This window comes from Psychrobacter sp. H26 (genome assembly GCF_059073035.1).
In genome coordinates, this window is record NZ_JCACRW010000001.1 from 1,123,553 (window position 1) to 1,143,187 (window position 19,635).

Annotated in this window: 14 protein-coding genes; 7 read left to right on the forward strand and 7 right to left on the reverse strand. The window is 45.0% G+C overall.

All coding sequences use genetic code 11. The features are described 5' to 3' along the window. Nucleotides 1-2: 2 nt before the first annotated feature. From AC5JPT_RS04570 to AC5JPT_RS04595, 6 genes are all read right to left on the reverse strand, one after another. The gene (locus tag AC5JPT_RS04570) at nucleotides 3-1,718 is read right to left on the reverse strand and encodes an AMP-binding protein (RefSeq protein WP_493857277.1); all 1,716 of its coding nucleotides are present in this window, start codon (nucleotides 1,716-1,718) and stop codon (nucleotides 3-5) included. 345 nt (nucleotides 1,719-2,063) lie between these two features. After that, the gene (locus tag AC5JPT_RS04575) at nucleotides 2,064-3,194 is read right to left on the reverse strand and encodes a DNA topoisomerase IB (protein ID WP_493857278.1); all 1,131 of its coding nucleotides are present in this window, start codon (nucleotides 3,192-3,194) and stop codon (nucleotides 2,064-2,066) included. 211 nt (nucleotides 3,195-3,405) lie between these two features. Then, the gene (ppnP, locus tag AC5JPT_RS04580) at nucleotides 3,406-3,690 is read right to left on the reverse strand and encodes a pyrimidine/purine nucleoside phosphorylase (protein ID WP_493857279.1); all 285 of its coding nucleotides are present in this window, start codon (nucleotides 3,688-3,690) and stop codon (nucleotides 3,406-3,408) included. A 61-nt stretch (nucleotides 3,691-3,751) separates the two neighbouring features. Beyond that, nucleotides 3,752-4,847 (reverse strand): peptide chain release factor 2 gene (prfB, locus tag AC5JPT_RS04585; protein ID WP_102078362.1). Its coding sequence is split into 2 segments (ribosomal slippage): nucleotides 3,752-4,774 and nucleotides 4,776-4,847, totalling 1,095 coding nucleotides; the frame shifts between segments, so codons are not numbered across the junction. Between the two features lie 115 nt (nucleotides 4,848-4,962). Continuing rightward, nucleotides 4,963-5,664 (reverse strand): HAD family hydrolase, encoded by a 702-nt coding sequence (locus tag AC5JPT_RS04590; protein WP_493857280.1) that lies wholly within the window; start codon nucleotides 5,662-5,664, stop codon nucleotides 4,963-4,965. A gap of 182 nt (nucleotides 5,665-5,846) precedes the next feature. Next, nucleotides 5,847-6,383 carry a gamma carbonic anhydrase family protein gene (locus AC5JPT_RS04595; RefSeq protein WP_319050497.1) on the reverse strand — a complete coding sequence of 179 codons (537 nt, stop codon included), beginning with the start codon at nucleotides 6,381-6,383 and terminating at the stop codon, nucleotides 5,847-5,849. 521 nt (nucleotides 6,384-6,904) lie between these two features. On the opposite strand from AC5JPT_RS04595, the gene carA reads away from it, so the two are divergent. From carA to AC5JPT_RS04630, 7 genes are all read left to right on the forward strand, one after another. Then, the gene (gene carA, locus AC5JPT_RS04600; protein WP_493857281.1) at nucleotides 6,905-8,146 is read left to right on the forward strand and encodes a glutamine-hydrolyzing carbamoyl-phosphate synthase small subunit; all 1,242 of its coding nucleotides are present in this window, start codon (nucleotides 6,905-6,907) and stop codon (nucleotides 8,144-8,146) included. Nucleotides 8,147-8,305: 159 nt separating this feature from the next. Then, nucleotides 8,306-11,560, forward strand: coding sequence for a carbamoyl-phosphate synthase large subunit (gene carB / locus AC5JPT_RS04605; RefSeq protein WP_493857282.1), 3,255 nt, complete (start codon nucleotides 8,306-8,308; stop codon nucleotides 11,558-11,560). 342 nt (nucleotides 11,561-11,902) lie between these two features. Continuing rightward, nucleotides 11,903-12,379, forward strand: a complete 477-nt coding sequence (gene greA / locus AC5JPT_RS04610; protein ID WP_057760725.1) for a transcription elongation factor GreA — start codon at nucleotides 11,903-11,905, stop codon at nucleotides 12,377-12,379. Nucleotides 12,380-12,930: 551 nt separating this feature from the next. Beyond that, nucleotides 12,931-13,833: a hypothetical protein gene (locus AC5JPT_RS04615; protein WP_493857283.1), complete on the forward strand. Its 903-nt coding sequence runs from the start codon at nucleotides 12,931-12,933 to the stop codon at nucleotides 13,831-13,833. Nucleotides 13,834-14,137: 304 nt separating this feature from the next. Then, nucleotides 14,138-15,406, forward strand: a complete 1,269-nt coding sequence (locus tag AC5JPT_RS04620; protein ID WP_493857284.1) for a putative DNA modification/repair radical SAM protein — start codon at nucleotides 14,138-14,140, stop codon at nucleotides 15,404-15,406. Nucleotides 15,407-15,496: 90 nt separating this feature from the next. After that, complete coding sequence (locus tag AC5JPT_RS04625) at nucleotides 15,497-16,369, forward strand: TIGR03915 family putative DNA repair protein (RefSeq protein WP_493857285.1); 873 nt, start codon at nucleotides 15,497-15,499, stop codon at nucleotides 16,367-16,369. Nucleotides 16,370-16,518: 149 nt separating this feature from the next. Continuing rightward, a complete protein-coding gene (locus tag AC5JPT_RS04630; protein WP_493842915.1) occupies nucleotides 16,519-17,883 on the forward strand; it encodes a glycosyltransferase in 1,365 nt (454 codons plus the stop codon). Nucleotides 17,884-18,013: 130 nt separating this feature from the next. Here the strand turns inward: AC5JPT_RS04630 and AC5JPT_RS04635 are convergent, their stop codons facing one another. Continuing rightward, the gene (locus AC5JPT_RS04635) at nucleotides 18,014-19,456 is read right to left on the reverse strand and encodes an APC family permease (protein WP_319050507.1); all 1,443 of its coding nucleotides are present in this window, start codon (nucleotides 19,454-19,456) and stop codon (nucleotides 18,014-18,016) included. Between the last annotated feature and the right edge of the window lie 179 nt (nucleotides 19,457-19,635).

Genomic DNA, 19,635 nt, shown 5'->3' on the forward strand with positions numbered 1-19,635 from the left:
ATTTATGCAGCAGACAGACTACGTAGCAAAAAGCGTTGAATCTTACCGCTTGGCGTTTTGGGCAGTTCTGTCACAAACTCGACCTCACGCGGATACGCATGAGTAGATAAGCGTTTGCGTACTAACTCTTGGATTTCTTTGGCAATCTCATCGCTACCTTCGACACCGTCTTTTAGCACCACATAAGACTTGATGGTATGACCACGCACTTCATCCGGCACGCCCACGGCCGCAGACTCTGCAACGGCGTCATGCTCTAAGACGGTGTTTTCGACATCCGTAGGTCCGACGCGGTAACCTGCGGTAATAATAATGTCATCATCACGGCCTGAGAACCAGTAACTACCGTCACTATGACGCTCGACCACATCGCCTGTTAGATAGTAATCCTCTACAAAGGCTTGTTTTTCATTCCAGCTATAACCACGGAAATAGAACGCAGGCGACTGACTGACCACGACTGCTAACTGTCCTTGCTCACCATCTGGCAGTACAGTCATATCATCACCTAATACCACTAACGTATGACCTGGTAGTGCCATTCCCATTGATCCCACTGGAGACTCGTGCGTTAACGCATGATGCGCACAGCAAGTCATGCCTGTTTCTGTTTGCCCATATTGATCTTTTACCTGACAGCTCAAATAGGTCTCGACCCAGTTGACAACTTCGGTATTCAGTGTCTCCCCTGCTGAGTTGGCACAGCGCAAAGACAGCTTGGCATTATCATCTCTATAAGCACCTTCATCAACATTATCGAAAACGCCGCTGGATTTCATCATACGAAATGCGGTGGGTGAAGACGCTAAGTTGGTAATTTTATGACGCACCATAAAGTCACGAGTATTGGTCGCATCGAATCCTGCTTCATTAAAATAAGTGGTGATGCCCAGTAACATAGGTCCCGTGATGGCATAGTACAAACCATATGCCCAGCCGGGATCTGCCATGTTCCAGTACTGATCATCTTCGCGCAGATCGATGGCGTAACGCATATATAGATAAAAAGCAGGCAGTGCCGCTAACGGAACACTAACGCCTTTTGATTTACCGACTGTACCTGAGGTAAACATCTGCAAAAATGGCGCATCCGTATCGAGCGTGACTGCCTCTATCATTTGCGGTTGTGCTGCCATAGACTGGCTATAGTGATCATCACCCCATGTCTGAGCGTCCTCAGTACCACCAACCAATACCATTTTGGTTTGCGCGGCTAAGTCTTCAAACTTGCTGCGGTTCTCTAGATTGGTAAAAACAACTTTGGTGTCAGCCTTATCCATGCGGTATTTGATTGAGTCATAACCAAAAGCGGTGAATAATGGCTGATATACCGCGCCGATGCGCCATGTTGCCAATACAACGGTTAGTAGCTCGGGTGTACGCGGTAGCATTGTCGCCACCTTGTCTCCCGCTTTTACGCCGTACGACTGTAGCAAGTTAGCGATTTGAGCGCTTGCTTTGTCAAGCTCACCAAAGCTCATGCGCGTGATATTGCCTGCCGTATCTTCGTGTACTAGCGCAGCATGGTCAGCGCGGCCATCGCGTACATGACGACCACAGCACGCCATATAAGCATTTAGTCGATCGTCTACATGCTCGCTAAAGATTTCTGACAGCAGCGCATTCATATCAAAATTATTATAGTAATCGGTATAACTCTTTGGTGTGCTGGTAGTGTCTGTATCAACATTCGTAGGAGTTTGAGTGGCGGTATTCATAAGCTAATCCTTTAGCAATAGCAGGTAACTGTTAAAATGGTATGTATGATTGCAAAATGGTCACATCCTATAGACCGTTTTATACGTTCGTATTTATCATGCTCTATTAGTAACGCATTTTTACGCTTATTTCAATACATAACGTATCATTTTTATTTTATATAGATAAAATTTAACCATAGCTCATTATTATTAATGAGTTATGGTCTAGTGCTAAATACCTCAATAGTTATAGGTTATAGCTGTTTTTGAACCCTTTAGCTCGAAGCCTTCAGAAAGACATTGATACTGCAATATTAAGGCTTGAGCACCCGTATCCAAATACTTATCTATAAATGGCAATACTTAAACGGCAGCACTCAGAAAACCTAACAATGCTTTTTCTTCGCAGCTTTGGTACTTTTTCGTTCGGCCGCGACGCGCTTGCTTATAGCACTCAAAGAACTGCCCTGCTAAAAAACGCTGAATGACAATAGGATGAATATAAGACGCGCGGCAAACGGTTGGCGTGTTGCCCAGCTCTGCTGCCACACTTTTTACCATATCAACAACCAACTGCTGACGCTCAGTACTTTCTGGAGCACTTGCCAATATGCGCGCGCCTGTGGACGTTTGCAGCTCGTCATATAGGTAGCTTGCTGCAAGCACACTTGCCATCCACGTGCGAAAATCCTTTGCACTGTATAGCTTACTCTCACAATCTGTACCGCATGTATGCATGCGCAGATATTCGTTGATGTCGCTACTATCAACGACTTGTTTATGTCCGTCATCATCTAAGTATTTGAATATCTGATAACCCGGCAACTCTGAGCAGGCTTGTACGATATCAATCAATCGCTCATCTTGTAGCTCAATGTGATGCTCTTTTGCGCTCTTTCCTACAAAATCAAACGCGAGTCCAGTATCCGTTTCGCTCACATGCTTGCTACGTAGCGTACTCAGACCATAGCTTTTATTTTGCTTGGCATAGCGGCTATTACCGATACGAATCAGTGTCGTCTCAAGTAGTTTGACGATGGCTGCCAGTACATTGGTGCGTGACAGCGACTCGGCCTCTAGATCTATCTCAACTTGTGCGCGTAGGTTAGGTAGCACTTCTGCAAATCCTATCATCGCGTCAAATTTGGCTTGGTCACGAATATTATTCCATGAGGGATGATATAAGTATTGCTTACGTGACTTTTCGTCTCGTCCTGTTGATTGCAGATGTCCTTTTTCGTCTTGGCAGATCCACACCTCCGACCACATGGGCGGTATCACTAACGCATCAAAACGTTGACGCAGCGCTTTGTCTTTGACGGTCTTGCCTGTGGCATCACGATAAGTAAAACCGCGACCCCAGCGTCTACGCTCGTAGCCTGGTTCATCGTCACTCACATAGCGCAAATTAGCACGGCGTGCCAGATGCTCGTAATCGTGGCGCGCATCTTTTGTAATCGTCTGCTGACCTGCCTTTTCTGTTTCCTTTGTCATAACACTATATACCTTCGAGAATTCATGGTTTTAGCATAATTAATGACCGCTTTTTTTGCTGTTTGTTTGGCACAGACAAAGTGTAATGCTGTGTAAAATAGGGTTTTTAAAATGGTAGCTTGAACCTCATTTAAAATACGACACATAAAAAAACGCCAAGCATAAAATACTTGGCGTTTTTCGTTTTGATACTGCTATAACTTAGAGCTTACTATTTACCATACACGCATAAGTAAGCGGTTTCGACCTCTACTTTTACTTGGAACTTTTGATTGGCTTCAACCGTGAATTGCTCACCAGCATTAAACGTTTGCCACTCATCACTCTCTGGTAACTTGACGGTTAATGCACCGCTTACCACACTCATGGTTTCAAATTCGCTGGTGCCAAACTCATACTCACCACTTTCCATAACACCGACTGTCGCAGGTTTGGTCGCTGTTTGAAAGGCGATAGAAGTCACTTTATCATCAAAATAGTTATTAACGCTTGGCATAATTTTCCTTAATTAAATGTGGGTAGATATATTAAACAGTTATGAATATCTCGATTCTGTTTTATAGTCCTGCTTTTAGACTGGCTTCGATAAATTGATCGAGGTCGCCATCTAGCACAGCACCAGTATTGAAGGTTTCAACACCAGTGCGCAAGTCTTTGATACGAGAGTCATCGAGCACGTATGAGCGAATTTGACTGCCCCAGCCGACGTCAGACTTACCATCTTCGACCGCTTGCTGTGACTCCATACGTTTTTGCATCTCAAGCTCATAGAGCTTAGCCCGTAGCATCTTCATTGCGGTTGCTTTGTTGCCATGCTGACTACGCTCATTCTGACAGGTTACTACCACGCCCGACGGCTCATGGGTAATACGTACCGCAGAATCTGTGGTGTTTACGTGCTGACCACCCGCGCCAGATGAACGATAGGTATCGATACGCAAATCAGCTGGATTGATATCAATTTCGACATTATCGTCAATCTCAGGCGACACGAACACCGCAGCAAACGAGGTATGACGACCATTATTACTATCAAATGGTGACTTACGTACCAAACGATGGACACCAATTTCGGTGCGCAACCAACCAAAGGCATAATCGCCTTTGATCTCAATCGTCGCCGACTTAATACCAGCCACACTACCTGATGACACTTCAATCACGTCGACCTTAAAGCCATGCGCTTCCGCCCAGCGTGTATACATACGCAGTAGCATTTCTGCCCAATCTTGTGCTTCAGTGCCGCCACTGCCCGATTGGATATCCAAGTAGCAGTTGTTTGGATCCATCTCACCGCTGAACATTCGGCGGAACTCTAGATCAGCCACGCGTTTCTCAGCGCTATCTAGCTCGCTCTGCACGTCAGCTAGCAGTGACTCATCTTCTGCTTCGACAGCCAGCTCTAGCATGGCAGACGCGTCTTCTAGTGTGGTTTCAAGAGAGACTACCACATCGATGACACCATCAAGGTGACTCTTTTCTTTATTAATTTTGGTCGCGCGCTCTGGATCATTCCATAGCTCAGGGTTTTCTAATTCCAAATTAACTTCTTCTAAGCGTTCTTGCTTACCATCGAAGTCAAAGATACCTCCGTAAGTCCTGTCCACGCTCAGATAAGTCTTTGATCTGTTCTTGATACGGATTAATTTCCATAAATGTTCCTGTTTTTTCTAAAAAATAAATAACGAATACGGCGCTATTTTAAATGAGATTGAGACTAAATGGTTCGCTAATTATCGCTATTGCTAATATGGCTAGCTTAAATAATCTAGATTGACCAATCTTCTACTGCCCAGCGATGTGCCAAGGCATGCGCATGTAACGCATCATCAGGCGACACACAAACGGCCACATCAGCCCATTCGAGCAATGGGATATCATTTTTGGAATCTGAATAGGCGTATGTTTTTTCAAAGGTGATGCCAGCAGCTTGTTTATTATTCAGCCACTTGTCTAAATGGTAGATTTTGCCTGCTTGAAAGTTTGGTTTGTCAGTGAGCTTACCTGTATAGCGATCATCTTTAATCTCAAGCGGCGTTGCCAATACATTGGCGGCTTCAATACCAAAACGCTTGGCAATGGCGGATACCACAAAGTCATTGGTCGCAGAAATAATCACCACATGGTGCCCTTGCTCGATATGCTGACACAATACTTCCATCGCTTTTGGACGAATATGTGGCTCGATTTCGCTCTTGATATAATCTTCTCTTAACTCATCAAGTCGATCAAGTGGCAAACTGCTCAAAAATTGCGCGACAAACTCATTGTATTCTGTTGCGTCTAGCGTGCCCTCTATATAATCATTATAAAATTTCTGATTGGCAGTTCGGTACTGAGCCTCATCGACAAGGTCATGCTTGACGATATATTCGCCCCAGAGATAATCGCTATCGACATCGAGTAACGTATGATCTAAATCAAATAACGCCAGTTGCTTTTGTTGTTTTTGTGCTGGATCTGCCTGCATAGTGAGACCTTATCGTTAATTGCGAAAAAATATGAGTGATTTGATAAAAGTGATCTAATAAAAAAGTACAAGAAATGAGGGTGGTCACTAATTAAGAATGACAGCATCAAGCAAGCCCAGCTGCCACCTTATAATATTTTTTTAGAGTCTGCTTCGTCTATATAGACTGGTTTTGTCTGTCTTTAATCAGGCATCGCCACTTCTGTCAGTCCTGTTTTGAACTTCTGGCAACGCTCAGCATAATGTAGCGCTGACATTTTTAGCATAGCAGCTTGCTCATCGGTTAGTGTTTTGACAACTTTTGCAGGCGCGCCCATCACCAGAGAGTTATCTGGAATGACCTGCCCTTCAGTAACCAAGGCCTTTGCCCCTATGAGGCAGTTTTTACCAATCTTGACATTATTGAGCACCACGGCACCAATACCAATAAGACTGTTATCACCAATCTCACAGCCGTGTAGCATCGCCAGATGGCCGATGGTAACATAATTGCCAACTGTGACCTTTATGCCTGCATCAGTATGAATCACACTGTTCTCTTGAACATTACTATAATCACCGATATGAATGCGATCATTGTCACCGCGTATCACGGCACCAAACCAAACATTGGCTTGATGACCCAGATACACATCACCCATCACTTGCGCTGAATCTGCTACCCAACCATTGAATGGTGCGGCAAACTCAGGGGTTTTGTCCAAATACTGATAAATCATAACGACTCCTTGTTATCTTAATTGTTATCTTCATTATTGTTATAACAAACGATCATAAAAATTGAGTATATCGCTGCGCTGTTCATTGTGGCAAAGCCAACTGCTAAAATCCAGCGCTATTAATGGCTGATGAATATCAATGTTATTGAAGATGGTGCAAATTTGTTTTTTTAGTGCTTAGGCTATTTTACTCAGTCTGTATTTCTCATAAAAGCTCAATTTTCCTTTATGTAATGACTATTAATCCAAAGAATCGGCTAGCCATACTCGTCTATTTTATATATAATACGCAAAATCTGTGCCTAAGCGAGCGGACATGATGCAAGTTACCTATTCACTATCTAGTGGGTTTTGTAGTTTTCATCAATAATGTCTTCTCGCTTTTTTGTGGAAAATTTTTGTGTATCGCCCTTTTACAAGCTTTATGTGACAGTCGTCAGATGCCGTAAATAAAAGGATACGGAGCAATATATTGACTAGCGAAACATGATGGCACTCACCAATAATAGCGGAGGCAATCCTTGAATTCATCAGCAGAAACACAAGCAATTTTGGCACTAGCAGACGGTACAATTTTTCGCGGTGTCAGTATAGGCAGCCTAGGTCATCGTGTTGGTGAGGTCGTATTTAATACCGCCATGACAGGATACCAAGAAATCCTAACTGACCCAAGTTATGCACGCCAGCTGGTGACCCTAACGTATCCGCATATCGGTAACACAGGTACCAACGCTGAGGATACTGAGTCTGGTAATGGTCACAAGGTGTGGGCTGAAGGTCTAATCATTCGTGATGCAACGATGGTCACCTCTAATTTTCGCAACTCAGAATCTGTAAGCGACTATCTACAGCGTAATGAGACCGTTGCTATCGCTGAGATTGACACGCGTCAGTTGACACGCCTGTTACGTGATAAGGGTGCGCAAAGTGGCTGTATCATGACCGCATCAGATGGCGAGACTATCAGCACTGATGATGAGCAAAAAGCAATTGAGTTGGCTCAAGGCTTTGCTGGTCTAAAAGGTATGGATCTAGCAAAAGAATGCTGCACCACAGACCGTTTTGAGTGGACGGCAGGCACATGGGATCTATCAGATACCCTACTCAATCGTGATATTCCTGGTAGCCATGACAGCGGTACGGGCGGCTTCTTTAAGCAACTTGGCACCCATATTGATGCCAAATACAATGTCGTCGCTTATGACTTCGGTAGCAAAACCAATATCCTACGTATGCTCGTCGACCGTGGCTGTCACGTAACGGTTGTCCCAGCACAGACGCCTATTGCAGACGTGCTCGCTATGAACCCAGATGGCATCTTCTTATCAAATGGCCCTGGTGATCCTGCAGCTTGTGATTACGCGATCGATAGCGTGCGTCACATCATTGAAGAGACCGATGTGCCAACGTTTGGCATCTGCTTAGGTCATCAGCTGATTGGTCTGGCTAGCGGTGCAAATACCATCAAGATGAAAACGGGCCATCATGGTGCCAACCATCCCGTACAAGATCTAGCGACTGGCACGGTCATGATCACCAGTCAGAACCATGGTTTTGCCGTTGATGAAGACACGCTACCTGATAACGTTAAATCTACCCATCGCTCACTATTCGATGGTACTAACCAAGGTATCGAGCTGACCAACAAGCCTGTCTTTAGCTTCCAAGGTCACCCAGAAGCCAGCCCTGGTCCACATGACTGCGCGCCATTGTTTGATAAGTTTGCTGAGATGATGGAAGCGGCTAAAACTGCGAAAGCTTGAGTGGTTGCTTATTAATAAATAGTAAATGAAACCTTGAATCGCACATTGCGATTCAAGCGACACTGAATAAAAGTAAAACACTACAAGCATAAAACGCTAGACGCGTTATTGAAAATATAGATTACTCAAAATATCACCCAAACGAAGGTAGCTCTAATTATGCCAAAACGTACCGACATAAAAAGCATTCTTATCATTGGCGCAGGCCCTATCGTCATCGGCCAAGCATGTGAGTTTGACTACTCAGGCGCACAGGCGTGTAAAGCACTAAAAGAAGAAGGCTACCGTGTCATCTTGGTCAACTCAAACCCTGCGACCATCATGACCGATCCTGTCATGGCGGATGCCACCTATATCGAGCCGATCACGTGGCAGACGGTTGAGCAAATCATTGCCAAAGAGCGCCCTGATGCGATCTTACCAACCATGGGCGGACAGACTGCCCTAAACTGCGCACTAGACCTAGACAAGCACGGCGTATTAACCAAATATGACTGCGAGCTAATTGGCGCGACCAAAGACTCAATCGAGATGGCAGAAGATCGCGACTTATTTGACAAAGCGATGAAGCGTATCGGCCTTGAGTGTCCACGCGCTGAAACCGCTGAAACGATGGAAGAAGCCTTCGCAACCCAAGAAAAAATGGGTTATCCCTGTATCATTCGCCCTTCATTCACTATGGGCGGCTCGGGCGGCGGTATCGCCTATAACCGCGATGAGTTCATCGAGATTTGCGAGCGCGGTTTTGATCTATCACCAAACCATCAGCTGCTTATCGATGAGTCGTTAATCGGTTGGAAAGAGTACGAGATGGAAGTCGTTCGTGACAAAAACGATAACTGTATCATCATCTGTGCCATCGAAAACTTTGACCCAATGGGTGTGCATACAGGCGACTCAATTACTGTTGCTCCAGCACAGACATTGACGGATAAAGAATACCAAATCATGCGTAACGCATCGCTCGCGGTACTGCGTGAGATCGGTGTAGAAACAGGCGGCTCAAACGTACAGTTCGGTATCAACCCTGATACGGGCCGCATGGTCGTCATCGAGATGAACCCACGCGTATCGCGCTCATCTGCTCTCGCTTCAAAAGCCACTGGTTTCCCGATTGCCAAAATTGCAGCAAAACTGGCGATTGGTTATACGCTAGATGAATTGCAAAATGATATCACGGGTGGTAAAACGCCAGCCAGCTTTGAGCCTGCGCTTGATTATGTCGTGACCAAGATACCTCGCTTTAACTTTGAAAAATTCCCACAAGCAGACAATATCCTATCGACTCAGATGAAGTCAGTTGGCGAAGTGATGGCGATTGGTCGTAATTTCCAAGAGTCTATGCAAAAAGCCCTACGTGGTATGGAAACAGGCGCGGACGGTTTTGATGAGCAAGTGGATTTATCCAAAGTAGGTGCTGAGAAGGCTCGTAGCGAAATTATCAATCGCTTAACCATTCCAACCCCTGAACGCATCTACTATATCGCTGACGCCTTCCGCGTTGGTATGAGTGTCGATGAGGTATTTAATTATACCAAGATTGATCCATGGTTCTTGGTACAGATTGAAGACATCGTGAAAACTGAAGCAATCGTAAAATCACTCGGCTTTGGCGGGTTAACCGAGAAAAACCTACGTAGCTTTAAACGTAAAGGTTTATCAGATTTGCGTTTGGCTAAATTGCTTGGTATCTCACAAAAGCAACTACGTAAGAAACGCTGGGATCTGAACATTTACCCCGTCTATAAGCGTGTTGATACTTGTGCTGCAGAGTTTGCTACCAGCACCGCTTATATGTACTCAACCTATGATAACGAATGTGAAGCCAACCCAACCGACAAGAAAAAAATCATGGTTATCGGTGGCGGCCCTAACCGTATCGGTCAAGGTATTGAGTTTGATTACTGCTGTGTCCATGCAGCGCTTGCCATGCGTGAAGATGGTTTTGAAACCATCATGGTCAACTGTAACCCTGAAACGGTTTCAACCGATTATGACACTTCTGACCGTCTATACTTTGAGCCAATCACGTTAGAAGACGTGCTAGAAATCGTCCGTATCGAAAACCCAGACGGTGTGATTGTCCAGTTCGGTGGTCAAACGCCATTGAAACTGGCGCGCGCGTTAGAATCAGCAGGTGTAAAAATCATCGGTACGAGTCCTGATGCGATCGACCGCGCCGAAGACCGTGAGCGCTTCCAGCACATGATCCAACAGCTAAATCTTGTGCAACCTTCGAACGCCTTAGCAACGAGCTTGGAAGACGGCTTGGTTAAAGCAAAAGACGTGGGTTATCCATTGGTTGTACGTCCGTCGTATGTCCTTGGTGGCCGCGCGATGGAAATCGTCTATAACGAAGACGAGCTAAGACATTACCTACGTACCGCAGTTCAGGCTTCAAACGAAGCACCTGTCCTACTCGATCGTTTCTTAGACGATGCCATCGAAGTCGATGTTGACTGTGTATGTGACGGTACTGATGTCGTCATCGGCGGCATCATGCAGCATATCGAACAGGCGGGTGTCCACTCAGGTGACTCAGCATGTTCACTACCGCCATACTCACTATCTGACGAGCTATGTGACGTGATGCGCGCGCAAACAGTTGCAATGGCAAAAGAGCTTGGTGTTGTCGGTCTGATGAACGTTCAGTTTGCTGTCAAAGGTGAAACCGTATATATCCTAGAAGTGAACCCACGCGCTGCCCGTACCGTACCGTTTGTCTCTAAGTGCATCGGCACCTCATTAGCGCAGGTTGCGGCTCGCTGTATGGCAGGTACGTCGCTTAAAGACCAAGGCTTTACAACTGAGATTGTGCCTGCATTTTACGCCGTCAAAGAAGCAGTATTCCCGTTTGCTAAGTTCCCTGGTGTTGATCCAATCTTGAGTCCTGAGATGAAATCAACGGGCGAAGTCATGGGCGTGGGCAAGACCTTTGGCGAAGCATTCTACAAGGCCATTATCGGTAGTAACGAGCGTCTGCCAGGTCTGCCTACTGAAGGCGAGACAAAAACGGTCTTTATCTCAGTTCGTGATAGTGACAAAGCGCAAATCGCTCCAATCGCTCGTCAGCTGGTAGACTTTGGCTTCAAAATCGTCACAACGACTGGCACGAAAAAGGTACTGAGCGACGCTGGTATCGAATGTCAGCAAATCAACAAGGTCACTGAAGGTCGCCCGCATATCGTTGACGCCTTGAAAAACGGCAAAATTGACCTTATCATCAATACGACTGAAGGCAAGCAGGCACAAGAGGATTCGTTCTCTATTCGCCGCAGTGCGCTACAGGGCAAAGTATTCTATGTCACGACACTAGGTGCGGCAGATGCTGTTTGTAAATCTTACGCGATTGACTTACCGTTTGATGTCTATAAGTTACAAGATTTGCATGAGCAAGCAAAGTCTATTGGCTAGTTCTATTGACTTGGTAGAATAATTTCAGTAGATTAAGCATAACCATTAGGCTTGCCTAATCGCTCATAAAGGCATTGCTAAATACAACCGAGCGCTGCCAGAGAGCGACACCTTTATCATGATAGACCCAAAAGCATAGTGGCAATATTGCGACTATGCTTTTTATTACGTAAGCTTAAGTGTGGCTATGCTTGAATTGAGGTGAGATACACTCATAGATGATAGTCAGCTTACTTATTACGACGTCTTAATTATCATTCTTTTATATTTTATATCCATTGCAACAGCACTAACACCATCTCATTATGAGGTGGTGTGGTGTTATTGGTTTAAGGAAAAAACATGCAACGTTACCCAATGACTCCGCAAGGACATGCGGCTTTAGAAGCCGAATTAAAACAGTTAAAAAGTGTCGACCGTCCACGCATCACAGCATCAATTGCTGAAGCGCGTGAACATGGCGATCTAAAAGAGAACGCTGAATACCATGCTGCCCGCGAGCAACAAGGGTTTTGTGAAGCACGTATTCGTGATATCGAAGCCAAACTTGGTGGCGCTCAAGTCATCGATCCTTCAACACTACCAAAAGAAGGTCGTATTGTCTTTGGTGTCAGTGTCGTGATCGAAAATATGGACACTGAAGAAGAAAAGCAGTACAAAATCGTTGGTGATGATGAGGCTGATTTTAAAGCAGGTAAAATCTCAGTCAACTCACCAATCGCGCGCGGTCTGATTGGTAAGTTTGAAGGCGACGAAGTACGCATCGAAACACCAAAAGGCGTGGTTGAATACGAAGTTATGAAAGTTATCTACGATTAATCATACGCTCTGAATGGCAGGCAATTTAAGCAGTACATTATTAGTTAAGGCTTTATATTGCCAGACAATAAACATTTACTTTGTAAGTAGCCGCTCGATTCAATTGTAGACATTTTTCATCATCATAGATGCGACTTTCGATCTAGTGCATGTCCTCAATGCAACCCATGTCATAACGCAAAATGACATTACGCATTGATAGCATTTATACCGCTTTGGTTACACAATGCAGCTTTTATACATGATTTGTTTTGGCGCATAATTATTTGAGTTTATGAGTGCGCAATTATTGTGATATTGGGCATCGTTGATATTGAACACAGTCGACGATACGTCACATCTATGAGCTTTCGAATAAGTTCATACTGCGTTGCTTATTACTCAAGATAATGATGGTCTGATCATAGACACCGGCTATCGTCAGTACTGATACCCTCGTTATTTGGCATACTTTGTGGTGTCAATTGGCGAGGGTTTCGCTTATCTGGGCATTATTTATTACTGCTTTACTTACTGCTACTTTGTTTATTGATACTGCTAAGGAGTCTATCATGACCGTGAGAACTTATATACCAACAGCGCTAACCTCCACTGTATCTGCCATATTCGCAGGTACGATACTTGCCGCCTCTTCAGCACATGCTGCGCCTGAAATCGCTATCAGCTCATCTGTGGGCAGTAGCACTACCGTGGTTGAGCAATACTCCAATGGTCAAACAGCCACTATCACGGCAACACCGAACGGTATTACAATGCAAGATGGCATGCCTTATGCGGTGACGCAGGTCACGAACGTGCCACGCTATATCGTTCGCCAAGGTGCCAACAGCGCAGTCATCACTCAAGGCAGCACGACGGTGACAAGCGTACCCGTCACCAATCGAATGACCAACAGTGTTACTAAAGTAGATGTCATCGCCACACCTATCAATACCGTGACACAAGTATTACCTGTAACCAGAGCCACTCAGCTACCAGTCATAAACGCGCCAGCGACCACCGTCATTACCAATCAACCTACAACGAGTCAAGTAACTACGACTACCTTAGATACCCTGCAGTTGACCCCTACCTTTAGTACCCCTGGTATCGTAAACGCGAACACCAAAGTGATGAAAATCATGAAAAATGGTACTGGACGTGAAGTTGCTGTGCCTGCCAATCATATTGCTCCTGGCGATGTTATCGAGTATCACACCACCTATACCAATACCACAGCGCAGCCCGTTAATGATATCAATGCTATGATCTCACTCCCTAGCGGCGTGCAGTTGGTATCGTTGAATAGCCCGCTACCGACATTTGCCACCACTGGCGGCGACACCTATCAAACCATCCAGCAAGTTGGCAATACGGTCACCATACAAGAAAATTACTCTGGTCTGAAATGGAACTTGGCAAATCTTAATGCCAATGGCAATCAAACCGTCGTCATACGTGCGAAGGTTCAGTAAGCGTCTGCCTCGACTATAGCGTATGTTTTTTATACGTATCGCTCTAAAACAGGTCTTGGATGTTCAAGACCTGTTTTAACATATGACTCTTCTACTATTGGCATGGTATAACTGACTCTTAATCCTCTTTCCATAATTTACATCAATCAGTATTGATAATTACACCCATCACCTCCCTCCTAATCCCATTGTCGTATACGACACTATCTGTCGTGTTATTTTATTAATTTTCCTATTAATACAATGACTTAATACATATTTTGATAAAATAGTCGTTCATTAATTAATTGGTAATAACCGACTTATGGCAAACATCAATTATGAAAGATTACAGGGCAAACTCAATATTTTGGCAGATGCAGCAAAATACGATGTGTCTTGCTCATCCTCGGCTGGTACGCGCAAAAATCAAGGCGGCGGCTTAGGCGATGCCTCAGCTACTGGTATTTGCCACAGCTATACCGAAGACGGTCGCTGCGTCAGCTTGCTAAAGATTCTGTTGACCAACCACTGCATTTATGACTGCGCATACTGTACCTCACGTAAAAGCAACGACACCCCGCGTGCGGCGTTTAGTGTCGAAGAGGTCGTGGACTTGACCATGCAGTTTTATCGTCGCAACTATATCGAAGGCCTGTTCTTGAGCTCAGGTATCTTCAAAAATGGTGACTATACGATGGAGCGACTGGTCGAAGTCGCCAAACTCCTACGTACCCGCGAGCGTTTCAACGGTTATATTCATCTAAAGACCATCCCTGGCGCGTCAAAGGAACTGCTATTAGAGGCAGGGCTATATGCTGACCGCCTGAGCGTCAATATCGAGATTCCAACCAAATCAGGATTGGCTTTGCTTGCGCCAGAAAAATCACATGAGCAATTAAAAGCACCGATGGAAACGGTTAAAGAAGAGATTATCACTATCCGTGAGAGTCGTAAAACCCACAAAAAAGCACCTAAATTTACGCCCGCAGGTCAGACCAGTCAAATGATTGTTGGTGCGAGTAATGAGACTGACTTACAGGTGATACAGCTATCGAGTCATTTTTACAAAACCTATGATCTAAAGCGTGTCTACTATTCAGGTTATGTACCGATGCTCTCTGACAACCGCTTGCCTGCAATTGGCACCCCTGTGCCCATGGTACGAGAGAACCGCCTATATCAAGCAGATTGGTTAATGCGTTTTTATGGGTTTGGCGCACACGAGATTGTCGAGCCAGAGTCACCATTCTTGGATTTAGATTGTGATCCAAAACTGGCTTGGGCGATACGTCATCGCGAGCATTTCCCAGTCAATATTCAGACAGCGACCTATGAGATGATTGTACGTATACCAGGTATCGGTACCAAAACTGCCAAGAAAATTGTGAAGGCGCGCCGGTTCAACCAATTGACCATACATCACCTAAAAAAGATGGGCGCTGCGGTCAACCGTGCCAAATACTTTATCGCCACCACTGGCAAAAACGAGCATTTGGCTCACTTGACGCGCGATAATTTTCGTCAATATGTACTGGCACAAACACAGACCAAGTTTAAAGATCAACGTAGCGGACAGTTGGCTTTGTTTTAGATAGTGTTTGCTAAAAAAACAGCCTTTCCGCTACGGTATTTATGATGGTTATTTGCGATAACTATTTACCATAAAAACTTAGGACCAACCATGTCAGCACTTATGCAAAACGACGCTTACGCTATCGGTCAGTTAACGCCTAGTATCGTGCTATATGAACCAAGTTTTGAGGGGTGGCTCAGTGCGGTATTTTATGTCTATGCCAACCGATTGCAAAACGACATTTCATTAAAGCTCACCGCTCAAGATTGCTATGTGCCTTCATTGATAGCACAAGCGACTAGCGTTGCTATGGATGCAGACAACGCTGAGCGCGTGTTGGTAAAGCTAAATACGTTGCTAGGACGCTCTGGTATGCGCAATCTTTTATGGGGGTTCTTGTCGGAGAAGAATGATATCGGTACGACGTTGTTTCGTGTGGTCAAGTATGCCATCGACTACCCTAGCCGTCAGATCATGCAAGATTTAGGTCATTTAGACGTTCTAGAGTTAGCACAAACGGTCAAGTCGGTCGGGCGCGAAAAGCATCGTATGGAGGCATTTGTACGCTTTGAGCACACGACTGATGATATCTATTTTGCGCGGGTCGAGCCTGATTTTAATGTATTACCATTGATTGGTGAGCACTTTCGCCAGCGCTATCAAGACCAACACTGGGCCATCTATGATCTGACTCGTGGTTATGGCATTTATTATGATAAAAGTAATAGCACGCCTACTCGCCCTGCAGAGCTACAAACCATTACCGACCTCGATGATGCCGTCCTACGCAATCCTGCCAGTATTCATAGCCCTGATGAGCAGCGCTATCAAAAATTTTGGCAGGGTTATTTTACCAACGTCAATATCAAAGAGCGCAAAAACCCCAAGCTACATAGACAGTATCTCCCGCAGCGCTATTGGAAGTACTTGAGCGAGAAGCAAGTACTGCCTAATGCTGAACATCTACAAAAGCGTCGTTAATGAGTGTTAAGCATGTCGACCAGACAGGTATACTGATATATTTTAAGAAACCAAACCTCTTAGTCATGTTTGTATCTTGATGGTTGAGTTTTAATCGCTTTTAACTGACAATAGCAGCTCAATATTCTTAACCGGTGACCAACGCTATTATGAAGATTATGCGCTTACTGTCGTCTCTGAAGCATGATGAATCCGAGCGCGGTATTTTTCACCTTGGGCGTGCATTGGTCAAAAACGAGCATACCTCTATCATCGTCTCTAGTGCAGATGAGAGCAATGATCTGGTCAGACGGCTCAAGCGCGATGGTAATATCTATCATCAGCTACATATGAATAAAAAGTCTTGGTTGTCATTGCTGCAAGTCTCAGCACTACGGCACCTGATCGAAAAGTATGAACCTGATGTTATTCATATACATTCGCGTACCCCTGCATGGATACTGCATTTAGCGCTGCGACGTGCACGAGTTAAGCATTTCCCAAAGCTGGTCTCCACCATGTATGGGTTCTACCCCATCAATAAGTACTCCCAAGCGCTACTCAATGTCGATACCATTATTACCGTCTCTGATAGTGTCACCCAATATCTACACAAAGGCCTGCGCCGAGAAGAAGTAGACCCAAAAAAAGTCGTACGTATTCATCGCGGCATTGATACTCGGCGTTATCCTTATCGGCACAATCCTTCGGTCTATTGGCTACGTCATACGTTTGCCGAATATCCTGAGCTTGAGCACAAGAAGTGGCTCGTTTTTCCAACAGTTATCGGAAATGAGTATGGTCAAGAGTGGCTGATTGATATTTTGGGCAACCTGCAAGAGCAGTTTCCCAATATTCATGTCATTATTATGGATGATGATTACAGAGATGGTGATGTCATTCATGAAGACTTTCGTCAGCGTACCAATAGCTTGGGACTCTCTGAACGTATTACCTATGTGGGCAGCAAGCGTAATGACATGCGCGAATGGCTCTCAGCCGCCAACATCGTTATGGCGCTTGCCAATGAACCTGAATCAATTGGTATCAACGCCCTACAAGCGATCCACTTGGGCACACCTGTGATTGGTTGGGATCAGGCAGCTTTTAGTGAGATCCTACAACCGCTCTATCCGCAAGGACTGGTCAAAAAACACAATGCTAACTCGCTATGCAAAGCGGTACGCAATCAGTTAGAAAGTGTGACTCGTCCTGAAATGACCAACCAATTTACAATGCGTGAGATGATCGAAAAAACGCTTGCGGTCTATCAAAGCTTACATGAGGCGGCGATAGCGGAAGAGCAAGCCAGAGCCGATGCAATCGCCGTACGGCGAATCAAAAAAGTACTTAAAAAACCTGCTGTTGGTGCAGCGGTCAAGCATGTCGAACCTATCCCTAAGCGTCCAAAAGTCAAACTAATTAAGAAAAAATCAGATACAGCAGAACCAGATGCAGTAGAACCAAATAAAGTAGAAGCACCATCTAAAATAGACATAAACCCAGAAGCCTCTAAAGACAGTGAGAAGTCATAAGCTGATCGTGATAATTACCTTACACACAAACTCATTTATCCTGACTTTAAGAGACATGATTATTTGATTGAACAAATAAAAAGCCTAACGTTTGACGTTAGGCTTTTTTATATAGCGAATTCAGATACAACTAGTTTTTATATGGGTTTTCTTTTAGCCACTGCTGGTTAGCAATTTTTAGTTCATGTAGTTCATGATCCATGATCTCTTTACTCTTGCCAGGGTTTTTCATCGTAGCATAGCCATATAATGCAGCCCCTAAAACTGTCCAGCCAAGGAAGATCCACCACTCAATAGCGACGAGTGCTGACGGCATACCTGGTAGATAGAGTGCCAGCATACCCAGACTAAGCAGAATAGTAATGACGCCGACCAGCTTACCCGCTGGTACTTTAAACGGACGTACCATATTAGGTTCGCGGTAACGCAGCACTAAGAATGAAAGCGCCACACAAGTATAGGCGATGACGATACCGAATCCGCCCGCATCCACAATCCACACGAGCATTTTACGACCAAAGAGTGGCGCTAGTGTTGCAAGGCCACCGATCAACAAGATGGCATTGACTGGGGTGTTGTACTTAGGATGCAGTTTGCATAAGAACTGCGGTAGCATGTGCGTTTTACCCATTGCATATAGCAGACGACTACCACCAATAAGAAACGCATTCCAACTTGACAAAATACCAAGCACACCGCCAATAACCAGTAGCGTACCTGCCCATTTACCATTCCAAGCATTGGTCATCGCATCAGCGGTTGCCAATGTCGAATCTTGCGCTTGTAGTAGTGGCAAGGTTTTGCCCACACTCCATGCGACAGCAACGTACCAAAGCACGGCGATGATAATAGACACAATCAAGAACTTGCCGATGTTTGGACGAGATAAATTAATCTCTTCTGCAGCTTGCGGGATAACGTCGAAGCCCACAAACAAAAACGGTACCATTACCATCACCGTCATGATGCCGCCTATACCACCGATAAAGTTAGGCGCTTGCACGGTAGTAGACGTCTCAGCATTAAACAATAACGCCCCAACGAACAGTAATATGCCGACAAGAAAAATACCTACGACGGCGAGCTTTTGGAACCAAGCACTGACTTCTAGACCGCGAATATTGAGCCAGGTGACAATCACTGAGCCGAGCATACCGACAGCGACCCACGTGGCATAGACATCCCAGCCAGCGATATTCCAGAGATAGCCTTGGCTATAATTTGGAATAATATATTCAACAACGGTAGGCAATGCGACCGCCTCAAAAGCCACGACAGAGAAGTAACCGAATAAAATACTCCATGAGCAAATAAAGGAGATGTTTACTCCTAAGGCACGGTGGGTATATGTATGCTCGCCCCCAGTGATAGGCATGGATGCAGCCAACTCAGCATAGGTCACACCGATGAGCACAACGACCAAACCACCGATTAAAAAGGCACTGATGGCCCCCCATATGCCTGCCGAGATGATCCAACTGCCTGCCAGTACTACCCAGCCCCAACCAACCATCGCACCGAATGCAAGTGCAATGATGTCAAAAACACCTAACGATTTCTTTAATTCAGACATAACCTACTCCTTGTCTGTGTGTCATCCGTGTACGCCTTTTATAGCTACACTATTTCGATTTATTGGGATAAACCCATCATATTTACTGGTTTGCCCAGACCTTATCGTTTGATATTTTCTAATATTCAAAAAACAAAAACGGCGTCTTGACTGGCAAGACGCCGTTCAGAAACACACCA